The sequence below is a fragment of the Halomonas sp. LMYGS-3 genome (assembly GCF_059509875.1).
Genome location: NZ_JCAKFQ010000005.1, coordinates 95076 through 111229, shown reverse-complemented (window position 1 = coordinate 111229; position 16154 = coordinate 95076). Strand labels below are relative to the sequence as shown.

General features: G+C 68.9%; 13 protein-coding genes. 8 read left to right on the top strand and 5 right to left on the bottom strand.

The features are described 5' to 3' along the window. Window positions 1–49: 49 nt before the first annotated feature. From AC5W54_RS06545 to AC5W54_RS06535, 3 genes are all read right to left on the bottom strand, one after another. Window positions 50–790 (bottom strand): SPOR domain-containing protein, encoded by a 741-nt coding sequence (locus tag AC5W54_RS06545; protein ID WP_495961264.1) that lies wholly within the window; start codon window positions 788–790, stop codon window positions 50–52. Between the two features lie 3 nt (window positions 791–793). Beyond that, entirely contained in the window at window positions 794–2479 is a 1686-nt protein-coding gene (gene argS, locus AC5W54_RS06540) for an arginine--tRNA ligase (protein ID WP_495961263.1), read from the bottom strand. 285 nt (window positions 2480–2764) lie between these two features. Then, window positions 2765–5050: a primosomal protein N' gene (locus AC5W54_RS06535; protein ID WP_495961262.1), complete on the bottom strand. Its 2286-nt coding sequence runs from the start codon at window positions 5048–5050 to the stop codon at window positions 2765–2767. A gap of 105 nt (window positions 5051–5155) precedes the next feature. On the opposite strand from AC5W54_RS06535, the gene rpmE reads away from it, so the two are divergent. After that, entirely contained in the window at window positions 5156–5371 is a 216-nt protein-coding gene (gene rpmE, locus AC5W54_RS06530; protein WP_110282993.1) for a 50S ribosomal protein L31, read from the top strand. 269 nt (window positions 5372–5640) lie between these two features. Next, entirely contained in the window at window positions 5641–6909 is a 1269-nt protein-coding gene (locus tag AC5W54_RS06525; RefSeq protein WP_495961261.1) for a malic enzyme-like NAD(P)-binding protein, read from the top strand. Window positions 6910–7011: 102 nt separating this feature from the next. Here AC5W54_RS06525 and AC5W54_RS06520 read toward each other — a convergent pair whose 3' ends face one another. Further along, a complete protein-coding gene (locus AC5W54_RS06520; protein WP_495961260.1) occupies window positions 7012–7776 on the bottom strand; it encodes a DUF481 domain-containing protein in 765 nt (254 codons plus the stop codon). 99 nt (window positions 7777–7875) lie between these two features. After that, a complete protein-coding gene (locus tag AC5W54_RS06515) occupies window positions 7876–10407 on the bottom strand; it encodes a penicillin-binding protein 1A (RefSeq protein ID WP_495961259.1) in 2532 nt (843 codons plus the stop codon). A gap of 263 nt (window positions 10408–10670) precedes the next feature. Between AC5W54_RS06515 and pilM the strand changes: the two genes are divergently transcribed. The 6 genes from pilM (at window position 10671) to aroK (ending at window position 16154) form a co-directional block, all read left to right on the top strand. Beyond that, window positions 10671–11732, top strand: coding sequence for a type IV pilus assembly protein PilM (gene pilM / locus AC5W54_RS06510; protein ID WP_495961258.1), 1062 nt, complete (start codon window positions 10671–10673; stop codon window positions 11730–11732). After that, window positions 11729–12304, top strand: coding sequence for a PilN domain-containing protein (locus AC5W54_RS06505; protein WP_495961257.1), 576 nt, complete (start codon window positions 11729–11731; stop codon window positions 12302–12304). Before pilM ends, AC5W54_RS06505 begins: the two co-directional genes overlap by 4 nt. Beyond that, on the top strand, window positions 12301–12927 hold the full coding sequence (locus AC5W54_RS06500) for a type IV pilus inner membrane component PilO (RefSeq protein WP_495961256.1): 627 nt from the start codon (window positions 12301–12303) through the stop codon (window positions 12925–12927). Before AC5W54_RS06505 ends, AC5W54_RS06500 begins: the two co-directional genes overlap by 4 nt. Next, the gene (locus tag AC5W54_RS06495) at window positions 12924–13451 is read left to right on the top strand and encodes a pilus assembly protein PilP (RefSeq protein ID WP_495961255.1); all 528 of its coding nucleotides are present in this window, start codon (window positions 12924–12926) and stop codon (window positions 13449–13451) included. The genes AC5W54_RS06500 and AC5W54_RS06495 overlap by 4 nt, the downstream gene beginning before the upstream one ends. Window positions 13452–13524: 73 nt before the next feature. After that, window positions 13525–15612: a type IV pilus secretin PilQ gene (locus AC5W54_RS06490; RefSeq protein ID WP_495961254.1), complete on the top strand. Its 2088-nt coding sequence runs from the start codon at window positions 13525–13527 to the stop codon at window positions 15610–15612. Continuing rightward, window positions 15612–16154: a shikimate kinase AroK gene (gene aroK / locus AC5W54_RS06485; RefSeq protein WP_495961253.1), complete on the top strand. Its 543-nt coding sequence runs from the start codon at window positions 15612–15614 to the stop codon at window positions 16152–16154. Before AC5W54_RS06490 ends, aroK begins: the two co-directional genes overlap by 1 nt.

Below are 16154 nucleotides of genomic sequence, written 5' to 3'. Positions count from 1 at the left end.
GCAGAGCGTCCGGAATTCAACCGCCGGGCGACGACGTCGGGCCGGCCGGCTAATTCTGCAGCCTGATGAGGAGCGGCTCTATCCCCTGGGTGATCATCAGGTCCTGGGCGCGATTGAGCTCGCGGCTGTCATCGAAGGGGCCGACCTGCACCCGGTGCCAGGTCTCGCCACCCGAGGCCTGTACCTGGCTGACCTGGGCCACCAGGCTGAGGTTGCGCAGGCGCTGCTGCAGCTGCTGGGCATCGCCGGACTCGCGGAAGGAGGCGGCCTGGAGCATGTAGCGGTTGCCGTTGGCCGGGCGTAGCGCCGGCGCCTCGGGCGCGGTGTCCTGAGGTCGCAGGTTGGCGGCGATCACCCGGGCGATGGGATCGTCATCGAGCGCGACCGCCGCCTCGGCCTCGGCCTCGGTCTCGGCCACTTCGGGGGGCGGCGCCGGTGGCCGGGCGGTGGAGGCGGGCACTTCGCTGCGCGGCGCGACCACCTCGGACTCGGGCAGCAGGGTGTAGAACTCGAAGGTCGGCATGCGCGGCTCCTCCGGCGCGGGGCTGGCCGGGGGGCGTTGCGCGGCCTCGTCGCCGGACGAGGGCGTGCGGGGCATCACCGTGGCCAGCGGGGAGTCGCTCCCCTCCTGCCACGGCGCGGCACCGTGCTGGTGCTGGGAGAGCAGGAAGCCGGCCACGAGGCCGGCGAGGCCCCACAGCCAGCCCGGCACGCCGCGGCTGGTCCGCGGGGCGGCGCGGCGCTTGCTGGTAGTGGCACCGCGCTTCTTGGTGGCGGGACGACGGGCCATGGCTTACATCTCCTCGGGAGCACCGACACCCATCAGGTCGAGGCCGTTGCGCAGCACCTGGCGGGTCGCCAGGCCCAGCGCCAGGCGGGCGTTGCGCAGGGCGTCGTCCTCGACCATCACCTTCACGGCGTTGTAGCAGGTGTGGAACTCGGCGGCGAGGTCGAGCAGGTACTGGGCGATCTGCTGAGGCTCGCGAGACGCGGTGGCGTGCTCGACCACCTCAGGGTAGCGGGAAAGACGGTTCAGCAGGGCCTTTTCCTGATCCTCGGCGAGCAGCGTGAGGCTGTCCAGGGCCAGGTCGATGTCGAAGGCCATGTCGGCGGCCTCGGCGCGGCGCAGCATGCTGCAGACCCGGGCGTGGGCGTACTGGACATAGTAGACCGGGTTGTCGTTGGACTGGGAGCGGGCCAGGTCGATGTCGAAGGTGAGCTGGGAGTCGGCCCGGCGGGCGGCCAGGAAGAAGCGGGTCGCGTCGCGGCCGACCTCGTCGATCAGGTCGCGCACCGTGACATAGCTGCCGGCGCGCTTGGAGAGCTTCACCTCGACTCCCGAGCGGGTGACCATCACCATCTGGTGCAGCACGTAGTCGGGCCAGCCCCGGGGGATGCCGGCCTCCAGGGCCTGCAGGCCGGCGCGCACCCGGGTCACGGTGGAGTGGTGGTCGGCGCCCTGCTCGTTGATCACGGTGGTGAAACCGCGCTGCCACTTGTCGAGGTGGTAGGCGACGTCGGGCAGGAAGTAGGTGTAGCTGCCGTCCGTCTTGCGCATCACCCGGTCCTTGTCGTCGCCGAAATCGGTGGTACGCAGCCACAGGGCGCCGTCCTGCTCATAGGTGTGGCCGCCGGCGATCAGCCGCTCGACGGCCTCCTCGACCTTGCCGTCCTGGTAGAGCGAGGACTCGAGGAAGTAGACGTCGAACTCGACGCCGAAGGCGCGCAGGTCGAGATCCTGCTCGCGGCGCAGGTAGGCCACGGCGAAGTCACGGATGGCGTCGAGGTCATCGGGGTCGCCCTTGGCGGTAACGTGGCGGTCGTCGGCGTGGACCGTCTCGCCGGCCAGGTAGGCGTTGGCCACGTCGATGATGTAGCCGCCGCGGTAACCGTCGGCGGGCCAGCCGTCGTCGTCGGGGTCGATGCCCTTGACCCTGGCCTGCACCGAGAGTGCCAGGTTGCTGATCTGGGCACCGGCATCGTTGTAATAGAACTCGCGGGTCACGTCATGGCCGGTGGCCTCGAGCAGCCGGCAGATGCAGTCGCCGATGGCCGCGCCGCGGCCGTGGCCGACGTGCAGCGGGCCGGTGGGGTTGGCGGAGACGAACTCCACCTGCACCTTGCGGCCCTGGCCGGAGAGGCTGCGCCCGAAGGCGTCCCCCGCCTCGAGCACCTGGCGAACCACCTGGGCGGCAGCATCGGTGGTGGCGAAGAAGTTGACGAAGCCCGGGCCGGCGATCTCCACCTTGCTCACGGCGTCGCTCTCGGGCAAGGCGCCGACCAGCGCCTCGGCGAGCTCACGGGGCTTCTTGCCGGCGGGCTTGGCCAGCATCAGCGCCAGGTTGGTGGCGTAGTCGCCGTGGGCCTTGTCGCGGGTGGGATCGACCTTGATGGTCGGCGAGAGCTCGGCGGGCAGCACGCCCCGCTGCTTGAGAGTATCGAGGGCGCCCTCGAGCAGGGTGATGATGGTGTCTTTCATGAAGCGTCGGATGTCCTGTGGCGCCGGCCGGTGCGAGGTAAAGGGCGATGACGAGGCGCTCGCGGTGGGCTCGGGCGTGGAAATACGGTGCCCGTGGGCGGGCATGGGTGGCCATTATCGGCAATTGTGGCGTGGCTTTAAACCCCAGCCCGGCTTCGGGCTTCGAGTGTAGACTGATCGCTCGTGGCTCGTGGCTCGTGGCTCGTGGCTCGTGGCTCGTGGCTCGTGGCTCGTGGCTCGTGGCTCGTGGCTCGTGGCTCGTGGCTCGTGGCTCGTGGCTCGTGGCTAGGCCAGCGTCTGCGGATCGATATCCAGCGACCAGCGTACCCGGCGAGCCTCGGGCGAGGCCTCGAGCCAGGCGATCAGCCAGGCACCGGCCTCGTGCAGGGCGCTGCGACGCGAGCCGGCGAGCATCAGCTGCAGGTGGTAGCGGTTCTGGCGGCGCTCCATGGGCGCCGGCACCGGGCCGAGGCAGTCCACCTCGAGGCCGCGTTCGTGGATCCGGCCGCGCAGGGCCTCGGCGGCCTGGGCACCGAGGGCGTTCACCGCCGCTTCCCCGGGGCTCTCCAGGCGCAGCAGGGCCAGGAAGCGGAAGGGCGGCAGGCCGGCGGCCCGGCGCTCCGCCAGCAACTGGTCGGCCAGGGCGGCGTAGCCCCGTTCGGCCAGCAGCTTCAGGTGCGGGTCGTCGTGGTGGAGGGTCTGCACCAGCACCCGGCCGGGGTGGGCGGCGCGTCCGGCGCGCCCGGCCACCTGGACCAGTAGCTGGGCGCTCTGCTCCAGGGCGCGGAAGTCGCTGGCGTAGAGGCCGGCGTCGGCGTTGACCACCACCACCAGGGTCACGTGGGGCAGGTGGTGGCCCTTGGCCAGCATCTGGGTGCCGACCAGCAGGCAGGGGCCGCCGCGGCGCACCCCGGCGAGCACGCGCTCGAAGGCGTCGCGGCGTCGGGTGCTGTCGCGGTCGATGCGGTGCACCGGCACCTCCGGGAACAGCGCCGCCAGGGTCTCCTCGGTGCGCTCGGTGCCGCTGCCCAGGGGGCGCAGGTCGACACTGCCACAGCTCGGGCAGGCGTCGGGCAGGGCGCGGCGGCGGTCGCAGTGGTGGCAGGCGAGCAACGCCGGCTGGCGGTGCAGGGTCATGCGGGCGTCGCAGTGGTCGCATTCGGCGAGCCAGCCGCAGGCGTGGCAGGCGAGCGTCGGCGCGAAGCCGCGGCGGTTGATGAATACCAGCACCTGGTGGCCGGCGGCGAGCGTCTCGCGGATGGCGTCGATCGCCGGGGGGATCAGCCCGCCCTGCCGGGGGCGGCCGCGCAGGTCGATCAACTCGAGGCGGGCCGGGGCGTGGCGGCTGGCGCGGCGGGTCAGCGTCAGGTGCCGCCAGTCGCCGCCGCGAGCCCGCGCCAGGCTCTCCAGCGACGGGGTGGCACTGCCCAGCACCACGGGGATGCCGTGGTGATGGGCCCGGGCCACGGCGAGATCGCGAGCGTGGTAGCGCAGGCCGTCCTGCTGCTTGAAGGAGCCGTCGTGCTCCTCATCGACGATGATCGCCCCGGGCCGGGCCAGCGGCGTGAACACCGCCGACCGGGTGCCGATGACGATGGGGGCGCGGCCGCTGGCGGCGGCCTCCCAGGCGTCGAGGCGCTCGTTGTCGGAGAGTCCCGAGTGCAGCGCCACCACCGGTACCCGGAAGCGCTGACGAAATCGAGCCAGGGTCTGGGGGGTGAGGCCGATCTCGGGGACCAGCACCAGGGCCTGACGGCCGCGGCCCACCACCGCCTCGATCAGCTGCAGGTAGACCTCGGTCTTGCCGCTGCCGGTGACCCCCTCGAGCAGGCAGGGGTGATAGGCGTCGAGGCGCTCGTGGAGCACGGCGAGTGCCGCGGCCTGCTCGCCGTTGAGCGGCAGGGACGGCTCGGCGAGCAGGTGGTCTCCTCCGGCCTTCCAGCCCGCGGTGAGTGGCTCCTCGTGCCGGCTGACCAGGCCCTTGTCGGCCAGGGCGCGGAGCTGCTCGCGGGTGAACGACTGGGCGAGAATCGCCTGGGCGCCGAGGCCGTGGGGGTGCTGGCGCAGCATCGCCAGCAGCTCGGCCTGGCGTGGTGCGCGGGCGAGCCCCGGCGGAGCGGGTACCAGGCCGGCGGGGGTGAGCTGCCAGCGTTCGCGGGTCCGGGCCTCCAGGGGGCGGCCCTGGCGAAGCAGCACCGGCAGGGCCTGGTGCAGGGTATCGCCCAGGGCATGCTGGTAGTAGCGGGCGGTGAAACGGCACAGCCACAGCCAGTCGGCGGGCAGGGGAACCGGGTCGAGGCAGGCCTCGACAGGCTTCAGTCGGGACGGAGCCAGTTCGCTCTCGTCGCGACACTCGACCACCACGCCCACCACTTGGCGGCGCCCGAAGGGAACCCGCACGCGCAGCCCCGGCTGCCAGCCGCCGGCCGGGGCCTCGCGGCAGGGACGATAGTCGAACAGGCGGCGGAGTGGCGAGGGAATGGCGATGCCCAGCACGCGGGGCGTGTCCGGGTGAGGAGAATTGGACAATTGGCCTCCGGCCTTGGCTCTGCTAGAATGCCCGGCCGCCATGCACGGGTGTGCGTGGCGGCAAAACCGGTTCGTACGTCGACAGAAACCCGTATGCGGTGCCTGGCAGCGGATCAGGTGGCGGCATACAGCTTCATGAGGCTCAAGATGAAACAAGGTATCCACCCGGATTACAAGACGGTCACCGCGACCTGTTCCTGCGGCGCCACCTTCGAGGTCGGCTCCACCGTGGGTCACGACCTGTCACTGGATGTCTGCTCGCAGTGCCACCCCTTCTATACTGGCAAGCAGAAGCAGGCGACCACCGGCGGGCGTGTCGAGCGCTTCAACAAGCGTTTCGGTGCCGCCATCAAGCGGGGCTGATCGCCGCCCCGTGACGTCGTCGGCCCCCGAGGGCGACCGTCGAAGAGACCCGCCCCGGTGGCGGGTCTTTTTGTGTCCGCGCATGTCGGCGCCTCGCACGTATCGATAAGCGATGCTTTATGGCTGGCCGCATCAGATATAAGTTTCAACAAATGACGGCGAACGGTGTCAAACGAGCGACCAAAAGGTGGGAAAATCCCCTCGGTTGAGGTGTGGAAGATTTTTCTATATTCTGGCGGCCCCTTACGTTACCTGACCGGATCGAGAGCATGACAGACGCAAGAAAGGCGGCGCTGGATTACCACGCGAAACCCATTCCCGGAAAGCTGTCGGTAGAGCTGACCAAGCCCACCGCCACGGCCCGGGATCTGTCCCTGGCCTACAGCCCGGGCGTCGCCGAGCCTGTCCGCGAGATCGCTCGCGATCCGGAGAATGCCTACCTCTACACCGGCAAGGGGAACCTGGTGGCGGTGATTTCCGACGGCAGCGCCATCCTCGGCCTGGGCAACCTGGGTCCGCTGGCGAGCAAGCCGGTGATGGAGGGCAAGGGGGTGCTGTTCAAGCGTTTTGCCGGCATCAACTCGGTGGACGTCGAGGTCAACGCCGAGAGCCCCCAGGCGTTCATCGACACCGTGGCGCGTATCGCTGATACCTGGGGCGGCATCAATCTCGAGGACATCAAGGCGCCGGAGTGCTTCGAGATCGAGCAGGCGCTGATCGAGCAGTGCAACATTCCGGTTTTTCACGACGACCAGCACGGGACCGCCATCGTCACCGCGGCCGGCATGCTCAATGCCCTGGACATCGCCGGCAAGTCGCTGGACGAGGCACGCATCGTCTGCCTGGGTGCCGGTGCGGCGGCGATCGCCTGCATGAAGCTGCTGGTCTCCTGCGGGGCTCACCCCGAGAACATCGTGATGCTCGACCGCAAGGGCGTGATCCATACCGGTCGTGAGGACCTCAACCAGTACAAGGCGATGTTTGCCGTCGACACCGACAAGCGCACCCTGGATGATGCCATCGACGGTGCCGATGTCTTCGTCGGTCTGTCCGGCCCGGGGCTGATGACCGCTGAACATATCCGCAAGATGGCCCCGACTCCGGTGGTCTTCGCCTGCACCAACCCGGATCCCGAGATCGATCCCGAACTGGCCCGCGAGACGCGTCCCGACGTGATCATGGCCACTGGTCGCTCCGACTATCCCAATCAGGTCAACAATGTGTTGGGCTTCCCCTTCATCTTCCGTGGTGCCCTGGACGTGCGGGCGACCCGTATCAACGAGGAGATGAAGGTGGCCGCGGTGCATGCGCTCAAGGACCTGGCCCGTGAGCCGGTGCCCCAGGCGGTGCTCGAGGCGTACGAGAAGGAGAGCATGAGCTTCGGCCCCGACTACATCATCCCCACGCCCGTGGACGTGCGGCTGCTCGAGCGCATCTCGTCGGCGGTGGCCCAGGCGGCGGTGGACTCCGGCGTGGCGCGCAAGCCCTATCCCTCCCACTACCCGCTGGCCACCGTGGATGACGTCTACGGCGACTGATCGATCGCTGCTCGCGGCTTCGCCCCAGATCGACGCCGGCCCATCATCGGGCCGGCGTCGTCGTGTCTGGCCACCGGGGATGCCGGCAGCTACGGGAGCGGGCTACCAGCTGTAGAGCAGCGAGGCGCTGGTGGTGTGGTCGGTGCGGGCCATGGCGACCTCGGGTGGCTGTGAGTTGTGCTTGATCTCGTGGGAGAGCTTCAACGCCAGGCGCGAGTTGAGACGGGCCGTGAGCGACGACAGCGAGCGGGAGGTGGTGTTGTCGTCGGTGGCCTCCACCGAGAGCTCCTGTGTCAGGGCCGAGGTATCGGAGAGGTCGTACTCGTAGGCCAGGGCGCTGTAGGCCACCGCCAGGGTCTCGTTCTCCTCCTCCCGGATGCGGTCGTGGCGAACGCCGGGGCCGGCTTCCAGCGAGAGCAGCTGGCGCTCGGTCTCGAACACATCGCGGCCATAGCCGGCGATGGTGGTGAACTGCTGGTCATAGCCGCTGAAACGGTCCTTCTCCCAGCGGGCAAAGCCGAACAGGTAGTGAGAGCCGTCGAGGTCGTAGCGCTCACGCCCGGCGAGCAGGTATTGCTCGGCGCTGGTGTCGCCGTCGCGGGCGACGTTGCGTGCCTCGCCGCGCAGGGTGTGGGTCCATCTGCCGTTGAGCCAGGTCAGGCGCCCCTTGCCGATCAGGGTCTGGCTATCGGTGTTGCCGGAGAGCCGGGTGTAGCCTAGCTCGGCTTCGCCGCTGAAGGTCTTGGCATCCTCGTCGGGAGGCGGCGGGGCATAGAAGGGGCTGGCCTGTACATTGCCGGCGGCTGCCAGCAGGCCGCACAATGCCCACCAGGACGCCCTGGAGCGGCTTGTCGCGGAACGTGGCATGGGTATCTCCACGGGTTGCCGGTTGTCGGGGGCCGCCGAAGGCGGCGCTCGCGGTTGGCAGATGGGACGGGCGGCATCCCTGCCGCCGGAAGAGCTTGCTCAGAAGATGGCCTCATAGGCCCCGGTTCCCTGCGATCCGCTGCGCTGTTCCACCTCGCGGTCGACGCGGCGTGACTGGTAGTCGGGCATGAAGTCGGGGTGGAAGATCTCCCTGATCCCGCCGGTTTCACCGTCGTGCAGGAGCCGGCCGGACTGGGGGTCCACGCGAGCGGTCACGAGCTCGGCGGGGGGTTCCGGGAATGCCTCGGGGCGTCCGTCGAGGGCGTCGCGCATGAAGTCGATCCAGATCGGCAGGGCGGCGTTGCCGCCGTATTCGGCGATGGTCTCGTTGTCGTCCTTGCCCACCCAGACGGTGGCCACCAGGTCGCTGTTATAGCCGGCGAACCAGGCGTCCCGATAGCCGTTGGTGGTGCCGGTCTTGCCGACCAGATCGTCGCGCCCCAGCTCCAGGGCGGCGCGGCCGGTGCCGCTCTCGATCACGTCGCGCAACATGTCGCGCAGGATGTACACGGCGGTGGGGTCGGCCACGCGGGGCGCCACCGGGTGGCGGCGGCCGTCGATCTCCACCTCGGTCTGGTCGTCGCGGCAGGCACGGCAGGCGACCGTCGGCAATGCCTCGTCGAGCACGTTGCTGTCGTCGCCGCGGGTGATGCGCTCGATGAACCAGGGGGAGACCTGGAAGCCGCCGTTGGCCAGCACCGCATAGGCGTTGGTCATCTCCAGTGGCGTCAGGTCGGCGCTGCCGAGCGCCAGCGACAGCCCGTTGGGCAGGCGCCCCTCGGCGAAGCCGAAGCCCTTGAGGAAGTCGAGGGTGGCTTCCATCCCCACCTGCTGCAATACGCGGATGGTGACCAGGTTGCGCGAGCGGGCCAAGGCCACCCGTAACCGGGTGGGGCCGAGGAAGTCCCGGCTCGAGTTGACCGGGCGCCACAGCTCGTTGCTGCCGTCTTCCAGCACCACCGGGGCGTCGTTGACGACGCTGGCGGCGGTCATCAGGCCGCTGTCCAGAGCGGCCAGGTAGACGAAGGGCTTGAAGATCGAGCCGGACTGGCGCTGTGCCTGGACCGCACGGTTGAACTTGCTGGCGCTGAAGCTGAAGCCGCCCTGGAGGGCGAGGATGGCGCCGGTGTCGGGTTCCATCACCACCAGCGAGCCCTCGGCATCGGGACGCTGGGAGAGGCGATGGCTGCCGTCCTCCCGGGCGAGGATGCGCACCAGGTCGCCGGGTTCGGCGATCTCGGCGGCGGACCCCGGTTCGGGGCCGCGACTCCGGGCGCTGAGATAGGGGCGCGCCCAGTTCAGCCCGTCCCAGCCGATGGTGTGCAGCTCGCCGCCGCGCGCCATGACCCGCATCTCGCGGCCTTCGCTCGACACCACGATGGCCGGCTGCAGCGGGCCGAAGCCGGGGGTGCGCTCGAGCACCTGCAGCCAGTTGCTGACGTCGCCGTCGATGCCCTCGACCTCGGTCTGGCTGCGCTCGGCGGCGCGGCGAGCGGTCTGCATCACCTCGGGGGACTCGGAGAGCTCCTCCTCGAGTCCCTGGCGTTCGGTGCGGTCCTGCGCCTCGACCAGGCTCGGCGGGATGTCGCGCTCCTCGGGGCCGCGCCAGCCGTGGCGGGTATCGTAGGCGATCAGGCCGTCGGCCAGGGCGCGACGGGCATAGGGCTGGAGCTCACTGTCGAGGGTGGTGTGGATGCGATACCCGCCGGTATAGGCCTCCTCGGCGCCGAAACGCTCGACGGCGAACTGGCGGGCCATCTCGGCCACGTAGTCGGCATCGACTTCGGGCCGGGTGATGTGGCGACGGGCGGTGATCGGCGCCTGTACCGCCTCGTCGTAGGCGGCCTGGTCGATATGGCCCAGCTCGCGCATGCGGAACAGGATCCAGTTGCGGCGGATCAGCGAGCGCTCGGGGTTGGCCAGCGGGTTGAAGGAGGAGGGCGCCTTGGGCAGGCCGGCGATCATCGCCTTCTCGGCCAGCGTCAGCTCGTCGAGGGGGCGGTTGTAGTAGGTCTCGGACGCCGCGGCGATGCCGTAGGCACGGTGACCGAGGAAGATCTTGTTGACGTAGAGCTCGAGGATCTCCTCCTTGGAGAGGATCTGCTCCATCTGCAGGGCCAGCAGGATCTCACGGATCTTGCGGGTGAAGGTGCGGTCCAGGGTCAACAGGTAGTTGCGCGCCACCTGCATGGTGATGGTGGAACCGCCGGACTGGATGTCACCGCCGCTGGAAACCAGTTCGAGGGCAGCCCGGGCCAGTCCGCGGGGGTCGACGCCGCGGTGCTCGAAGTAGGCCGAGTCCTCGGCCGCCAGCAGCGCCTGGACCATCTCCGGCGGGATTTCGCCGAACTCCACGGGCATGCGACGCTCGTCGCCGAACTCGCCGATCAGCTTGCCGTCGCGGGTGAAGATGCGCAGCGGGGTATGCAACTCGAAATCCTGCAATTGGCGGACATCGGGCAGGCCCGGGGCGAAATAGAGAGCGGCGCCCACCACGCCCAGGACCGTGGCGGCGGTGAGCGATACCAGCAACCACGCGGCCGAAAAGATCAGGGTTCTGAGAAACTTCATGAAATCGCGGTATCCGTGATGAGAACAGGGGCAGTCAGGCGGCGACAGGGAAGGTTGTCCTTTGCGCCGCCATTATAGGAAGCTGGGCGAGTCGCCACCAGCGTTGACGTTTGGCGACAGGGTTTGCCGTGTTTGATTTGGCAATATCATGTAACCTCTGATTACAGGGGGAGGTATGATTCCCGTGGCCCATTCCTCCTACCGGAGGGGTGAAACATCTTCATGAGCGGCAAGCCGCATGGATCAGCAGGGGCATGACCTAGATGCGACTCAGAGCATCCGGCAAGGGACTGATCGGTGTCGATATCACCTCGGCCACCGTCAAGCTCATCGAACTCAAGCGAACCGGCGCCCACTATCAGGTCGACAGCTACGCCGTTCGACCGCTGCGCGAGGGGGCGGTGGTCGAGCGACGGATCCGTGACATGGGTGAAGTGGTCGACGCCCTCGCGCGCGCGGTCCAGCAGGCTCGGCCGGCTTCCCGCCGGGCCGCGGTGGCGGTGCCGGCCAGTGCGGCGATCACCAAGACCCTTACCCTGCCCGCCTCGCTCAACGACGACGAGATCGAGGCGCGCATCCAACTCGACTCGGACAAGCACATCCCCTTTCCGTTCAGTGAGGTCGCCTTCGATTTTCAGCGCCTGGGCCTCAATGCCCGCTACGGCGACCAGCAGGATGTGCTGCTGGTCGCCTGCCGCCAGCAGGACGTCGGCCAGCTGACCGATGCCCTGCTGCAGGCAGGCCTGATCCCTGCGGCGGTGGACGTGGAGACCTTTGCCATGGAGCGGGCCTTCACCGAGCTCCGCCACCAGCTGCCGACCGTCGGTGGCGAGGAGGATTGCGTGGCTCTGGTGGACATCGGCGCCACCATGAATGCCTTTCACGTGCTGCGCGAAGGGCGCATCGTCTACAGTCGCGATACCGTCTTCGGCGGCCGCCAGCTCACCGAGGAGATCCGCAACCGCTACGGGTTGAGTCTGGAGGAGGCCGGTCTGGCCAAGAAACGCGGAGGATTGCCCGAGGATTACCAGCACAGCGTACTCGACCCCTTCCTCGACACTCTGGTGCAACAGGTCGGGCGCTCCCTGCAACTCTACTACACCGCCGGGCGCAAGCACGAGGTGCGGCGCATGGTGCTGGCCGGTGGCTCCTGCGTGATTCCCGGCCTGGCCGAGCGTCTGGGTCAGGAGAGCGGCATGGAGGTGGTGATCGCCAACCCCCTCCAACGCATGAAGGTCAACACCCGCATCGACGTGCAGACCCTGGCCGGTGATGCGCCGGCCATGCTCACGGCCTGCGGCCTGGCGATGAGGTCCCCTTCATGACCATCGAGATCAATCTACTGCCCTGGCGGGAAGAGGTTCGCGCTCGGCACAGCAAGCGTTTCTTCGTGGCGCTGGGGCTGATGGCGGTGCTGGGGCTTGGTGGGGGCTACGGGATGACCTGGTACTACGAGCAGCAGTTCGAGTCGCAGCAGCAGCGCAACGCCCATATCGAGGCCCAGAGCCGGCAGCTCGATACCGCCATCCGCGAGATCAGCGAGCTGGAGGCGATCCGCGAGCGCATGCTCGAACAGATCCAGGTCTTCACCGACCTGCAGATGGGGCGTACCCAGACCGTCCGTGTGTTTGGCGATCTCGCCACCAGCCTGGTCGATGGTGTGCACTACACCCAGTTCGTGCGCCAGCAGGAGAGCCTGCGCCTGGCGGGCCTGGCCGAGAACAATCGGCAGGTTTCCGACCAGCTGCGCGCCCTGGCGGCGGCCGATTCCTTTTCGGTGCCGGTGCTCTCCGAGGTGGAGGCCGAGGGGGGCGGGGAGCGTCGTCGCTTCAGCCTGAGCATGAATCAGCGCACGCCGGCCGACGATTCGGCCGCGAACGCACAGGAGGTGCCATGAACCTCAAGGGGGAGCTGCGCCGACTCCGCGAGCTGGATTGGCGCGAGTTGGACATCAAGGAGGCGGGTGGCTGGCCCTGGTCGCTGCAGTTGCTCTGTTGCCTGTTGGCCCTGGGGCTGACCTTCGCTGGCATGCACTGGTACCTGGCTGCCCCCAAGGCCGAGGAGCTGGACAGGGTGCGGACCGAGGAGGCGCGACTGCTGCGCGACTACCGCAGCAAGGCCGCCCAGGCGGCCAACCTGCCGCTGATGCGCGAGCAGATGGCGGTCCTCGAGGCGCAGATGGCGACGCTGCGCGAGATGCTGCCGTCCGGTGCCGAGATACCGTCACTGATCGACAGCATCAGCGAGGCGGCCATCGACAACCAGTTGGCCATCGACTTCGTCCGCCTGCGCAGCCCGGTGGCCCAGGAGTATTACACCGAACAGCCCTTCGATATCCAGGTCCAGGGCGATTACCATCGGGTGGCGGCCTTCCTGGCGGCTGTCGCCGGCCTGCCACGCATCGTCACCCAGCACGACTTCACCCTGGCGCCCGTCGAGGGAGGGAGCGGCCAGCGCCTGCGGCTGTCGATGCTGGCCCGGACCTACAGCTATCGGCCGAGCGAGGAGGAGGCGCCATGAGCGGAACACGCAAGGCGCTTGGCTCCGTGCTCGGGGGGCTGGTGCTGCTGGCCGGCTGTGCCGATCCCGAGCTGGGCGACCTCGATCGCGATCTCGCAGCGATTCGCAACGACCCCGGCCCGGTGACTCGGGTGGAGCTGCCCGAGATCCCCGAGTACGAGGCGGTGCCCTATGACGAGGCCGACCGGCGCAGCCCCTTCGTGGCCCGGCTGCCGGAGGCGGAGCAGCCGCCGCGCGGCTCCGCGGACCTGGCGCCGGACCTGGCGCGGCCCCGTGAGCCGCTGGAGGCCTTCGGCCTCGGCGAGCTCGACCTGGTGGGGACCCTGCAGGTGGGCGGGCAACCCTCGGCCCTGGTGCGCGCACCGGACGGCCAGGTGCATCGCCTGCGGGTCGGCAACCACCTGGGCAGCGATTTCGGCCGTATCATCAGCATCACGGACAGCTCGGTGCAGCTGGTCGAGGTGGTGCCCACGGGGCGCGGTGGCTGGATCGAACGCAGCACGCGACTGTCGCTGGATGACTGACGGCGCACGCAGAACCGATAACACGGGTGTCGCCGCGCAGGGGCGGGCGACACTGCAGCGGGGGAAGGGAACGATGACACAGATGATGCGCGGGCTCGCGACACTGATGCTGCTGGCGGTCTCCTCGGTGGCCCTGGCGGCCTCCACCCTGGATGAGTTGGACTTCCGGCAGGGCAGCGGCGGCGAGCTGGAGGTGGACCTGGGGTTCAGCGGGCCGGTGCCCGAGGTGCGGGGCTATCGGCTCGACGATCCCCCCCGGCTGACCATCGACCTGATGGATACCGCGAGCCGGCTCGACCAGCGTCGCTTCGACCTCGGCATCGGCGGGGTCGAGCAGGTCACCGCCCTGGAGGCCGGCTCCCGGACCCGGCTGGTCTTCGACCTGTCGGGCCCGCTGCCCTACAACACCACGCAGCAGGGCGACCGGCTGCGGCTCTCCATCGGGGGTGGGGTCGCCAGCCGGACCACCGAGGTCGCGCCGGCGGCGACGCCGAGCCGTGCGCCGGCCCCGGCCCCGGTCAGTGCCGGTGGCCCCACTGTCGAGAACATCGACTTCCGCCGTGGCGATGGCGGGGCCGGGCGGCTGATCGTCACCTTCGACCGGGCCGGCGTCGATGCCCGGGTGCGGGAGGCCGGCCGCAACCGCATCACCGCCGATCTGCGCGACGTCGCGCTGCCCGATTCGCTGAACCAGGTCTACGATGTCAGCGACTTCGGCACCCCGCTGCGGCGGATCACGCCCCGGGTCGGCCGCGACGGCGTGACCCTGGACATCGAGGGCAGCGGCGAATTCGCCATGCTCTCGACCCAGAGCGGTCGCCAACTGACCATCGAGGCCCAGCCCATCACCCAGGCGGAGCGCGAGCAGCGCGTCCGCGATCAGTTTGCCTACACCGGCGAGCGCATCACCCTGAATTTCCAGGACATCGAGGTGCGCTCGGTCCTGGCGATCATCGCCGACTTCACCGGCCTCAACCTGGTGGCCAGCGACAGCGTCACCGGGCGCGTGACCCTCAACCTCCAGGACGTGCCCTGGGACCAGGCGCTGGACCTGGTGCTCAAGAGCCACGGCCTGGCCAGCCGCCAGGAGGGTAACGTCATCGTGGTGGCGCCGGCGTCTGAGCTCGCCAACATCGAGCGCCAGGAAATCGAGGCGCGCAGCCAGATGGAGACCCTGGCGCCGTTGACCTCGGAGTATGTCCAGGTGCGCTATGCCAAGGCGGACGACCTGGCGCGGCTGCTGCGCGGCGCCGAAGGATTCGGCCTGCTCTCGGAGCGCGGCCGGGTGGCCGTGGACCAGCGCACCAACACCCTGCTGATCCAGGACACCGCCGAGCAGATCGACGAGATCCTGCGTACCCTCGACCAGCTCGACGTGGCGGTGCGCCAGGTGCAGATCGAGGCACGCATCGTCATCGCCCGCGACGGCGTCACCCAGGAGCTGGGGGTCAACTGGGGGCTGTCGCGGGAGGGGAGCCGCTTCCGTTTGGGGGGCGCGGCGCGTGGCGAGAATCCCCAGCAGATCTGGTTCGATCCGGTCGCGGACGAACTGGTCCGGCGGGAGCGGGGCGGCCTGGCGGTGGATCTCGGCGGTGACGGCCGCGACCCGCTCACCTCCTTCGCCTTCGGTTACCTGTCCGGCGATATCCTGCTCGACCTCGAGCTGCGCGCGCTGGAGAGCGAGAACAAGAGCCAGACCATCTCCCAGCCGCGCGTGATCACCGCCAACCAGCGTACCGCGGTGATCAAGCAGGGGCAGGAGATCCCCTATCAGGAGGCGACCTCGAGCGGGGCGACCAACGTGCAGTTCAAGGAGGCGGTGCTGTCGCTGGAGGTGACCCCGCAGATCACCCCGGACAATCGCATCATCATGGACCTGGTGATCAACAACGACACCATCGCCGACCAGGTGTTCGGCGGGGTGCCGGCCATCGACACCAACCAGATCGAGACCCAGGTGCTGGTGAACAACGGCGAGACCGTCGTGTTGGGTGGTATACTCACCACCGAAGAGTTGACCCGGCTGGCCAAGACCCCGTTCTTCGGCGACCTTCCGGTACTGGGGCGGCTTTTCCGGTTCAATGAGAGCAGTAACCAGAAAGTGGAGTTGTTGGTCTTCATCACTCCCAGAATCCTGGAGGACGGCCTGGCCATTCGCTGATGCTGGACTTACCCAACCTGATACTGATTGGCCCCATGGGGGCCGGCAAGAGCACCATTGGCCGCCTGCTGGCGGCCGAACTGTCACGCGAGTTCCTCGACAGCGACCACGAGATCCAGGCGCGCTGCGGTGCGGACATCCCCTGGATCTTCGATGTCGAGGGCGAGGCGGGGTTTCGCGATCGCGAAACCCAGATGATCGACGAGCTGACCCGCCTCGAGGGCGTGGTCATCGCGACCGGCGGCGGGGCGGTGCTGCGCGAGGAGAATCGCCGCGCCCTGCGTGAGCGCGGCACCGTGATCTACCTGTTCACCACCGTCGAGCAGCAGCTCAGGCGTACCGCCAAGGACCGCAACCGGCCGCTGCTGCAGCGCGGCGACCGCGAGGAGGTGCTGCGCGAGATGTTCGCCCTGCGCGATCCGCTCTACCGTGCCACAGCGGACATCATCGTGCGTACCGATCGCCGCGGCCCGCGGGCCGTGGTCAACGAGATCGTGCGGCGCGTCACGCGCCTGGTCGATCCCCTGCAATGCAAGGCCTGA

What these genes read in the sequence shown, in the direction of transcription:
- AC5W54_RS06545 (WP_495961264.1), bottom strand. Translation starts at nt 790, where the DNA reads ATGGCCCGTCGTCCCGCCACCAAGAAGCGCGGTGCCACTACCAGCAAG.
- argS (WP_495961263.1), bottom strand. Translation starts at nt 2,479, where the DNA reads ATGAAAGACACCATCATCACCCTGCTCGAGGGCGCCCTCGATACTCTC.
- AC5W54_RS06535 (WP_495961262.1), bottom strand. Translation starts at nt 5,050, where the DNA reads ATGGCGGCCGGGCATTCTAGCAGAGCCAAGGCCGGAGGCCAATTGTCC.
- rpmE (WP_110282993.1), top strand. Translation starts at nt 5,156, where the DNA reads ATGAAACAAGGTATCCACCCGGATTACAAGACGGTCACCGCGACCTGT.
- AC5W54_RS06525 (WP_495961261.1), top strand. Translation starts at nt 5,641, where the DNA reads ATGACAGACGCAAGAAAGGCGGCGCTGGATTACCACGCGAAACCCATT.
- AC5W54_RS06520 (WP_495961260.1), bottom strand. Translation starts at nt 7,776, where the DNA reads ATGCCACGTTCCGCGACAAGCCGCTCCAGGGCGTCCTGGTGGGCATTG.
- AC5W54_RS06515 (WP_495961259.1), bottom strand. Translation starts at nt 10,407, where the DNA reads ATGAAGTTTCTCAGAACCCTGATCTTTTCGGCCGCGTGGTTGCTGGTA.
- pilM (WP_495961258.1), top strand. Translation starts at nt 10,671, where the DNA reads ATGCGACTCAGAGCATCCGGCAAGGGACTGATCGGTGTCGATATCACC.
- AC5W54_RS06505 (WP_495961257.1), top strand. Translation starts at nt 11,729, where the DNA reads ATGACCATCGAGATCAATCTACTGCCCTGGCGGGAAGAGGTTCGCGCT.
- AC5W54_RS06500 (WP_495961256.1), top strand. Translation starts at nt 12,301, where the DNA reads ATGAACCTCAAGGGGGAGCTGCGCCGACTCCGCGAGCTGGATTGGCGC.
- AC5W54_RS06495 (WP_495961255.1), top strand. Translation starts at nt 12,924, where the DNA reads ATGAGCGGAACACGCAAGGCGCTTGGCTCCGTGCTCGGGGGGCTGGTG.
- AC5W54_RS06490 (WP_495961254.1), top strand. Translation starts at nt 13,525, where the DNA reads ATGACACAGATGATGCGCGGGCTCGCGACACTGATGCTGCTGGCGGTC.
- aroK (WP_495961253.1), top strand. Translation starts at nt 15,612, where the DNA reads ATGCTGGACTTACCCAACCTGATACTGATTGGCCCCATGGGGGCCGGC.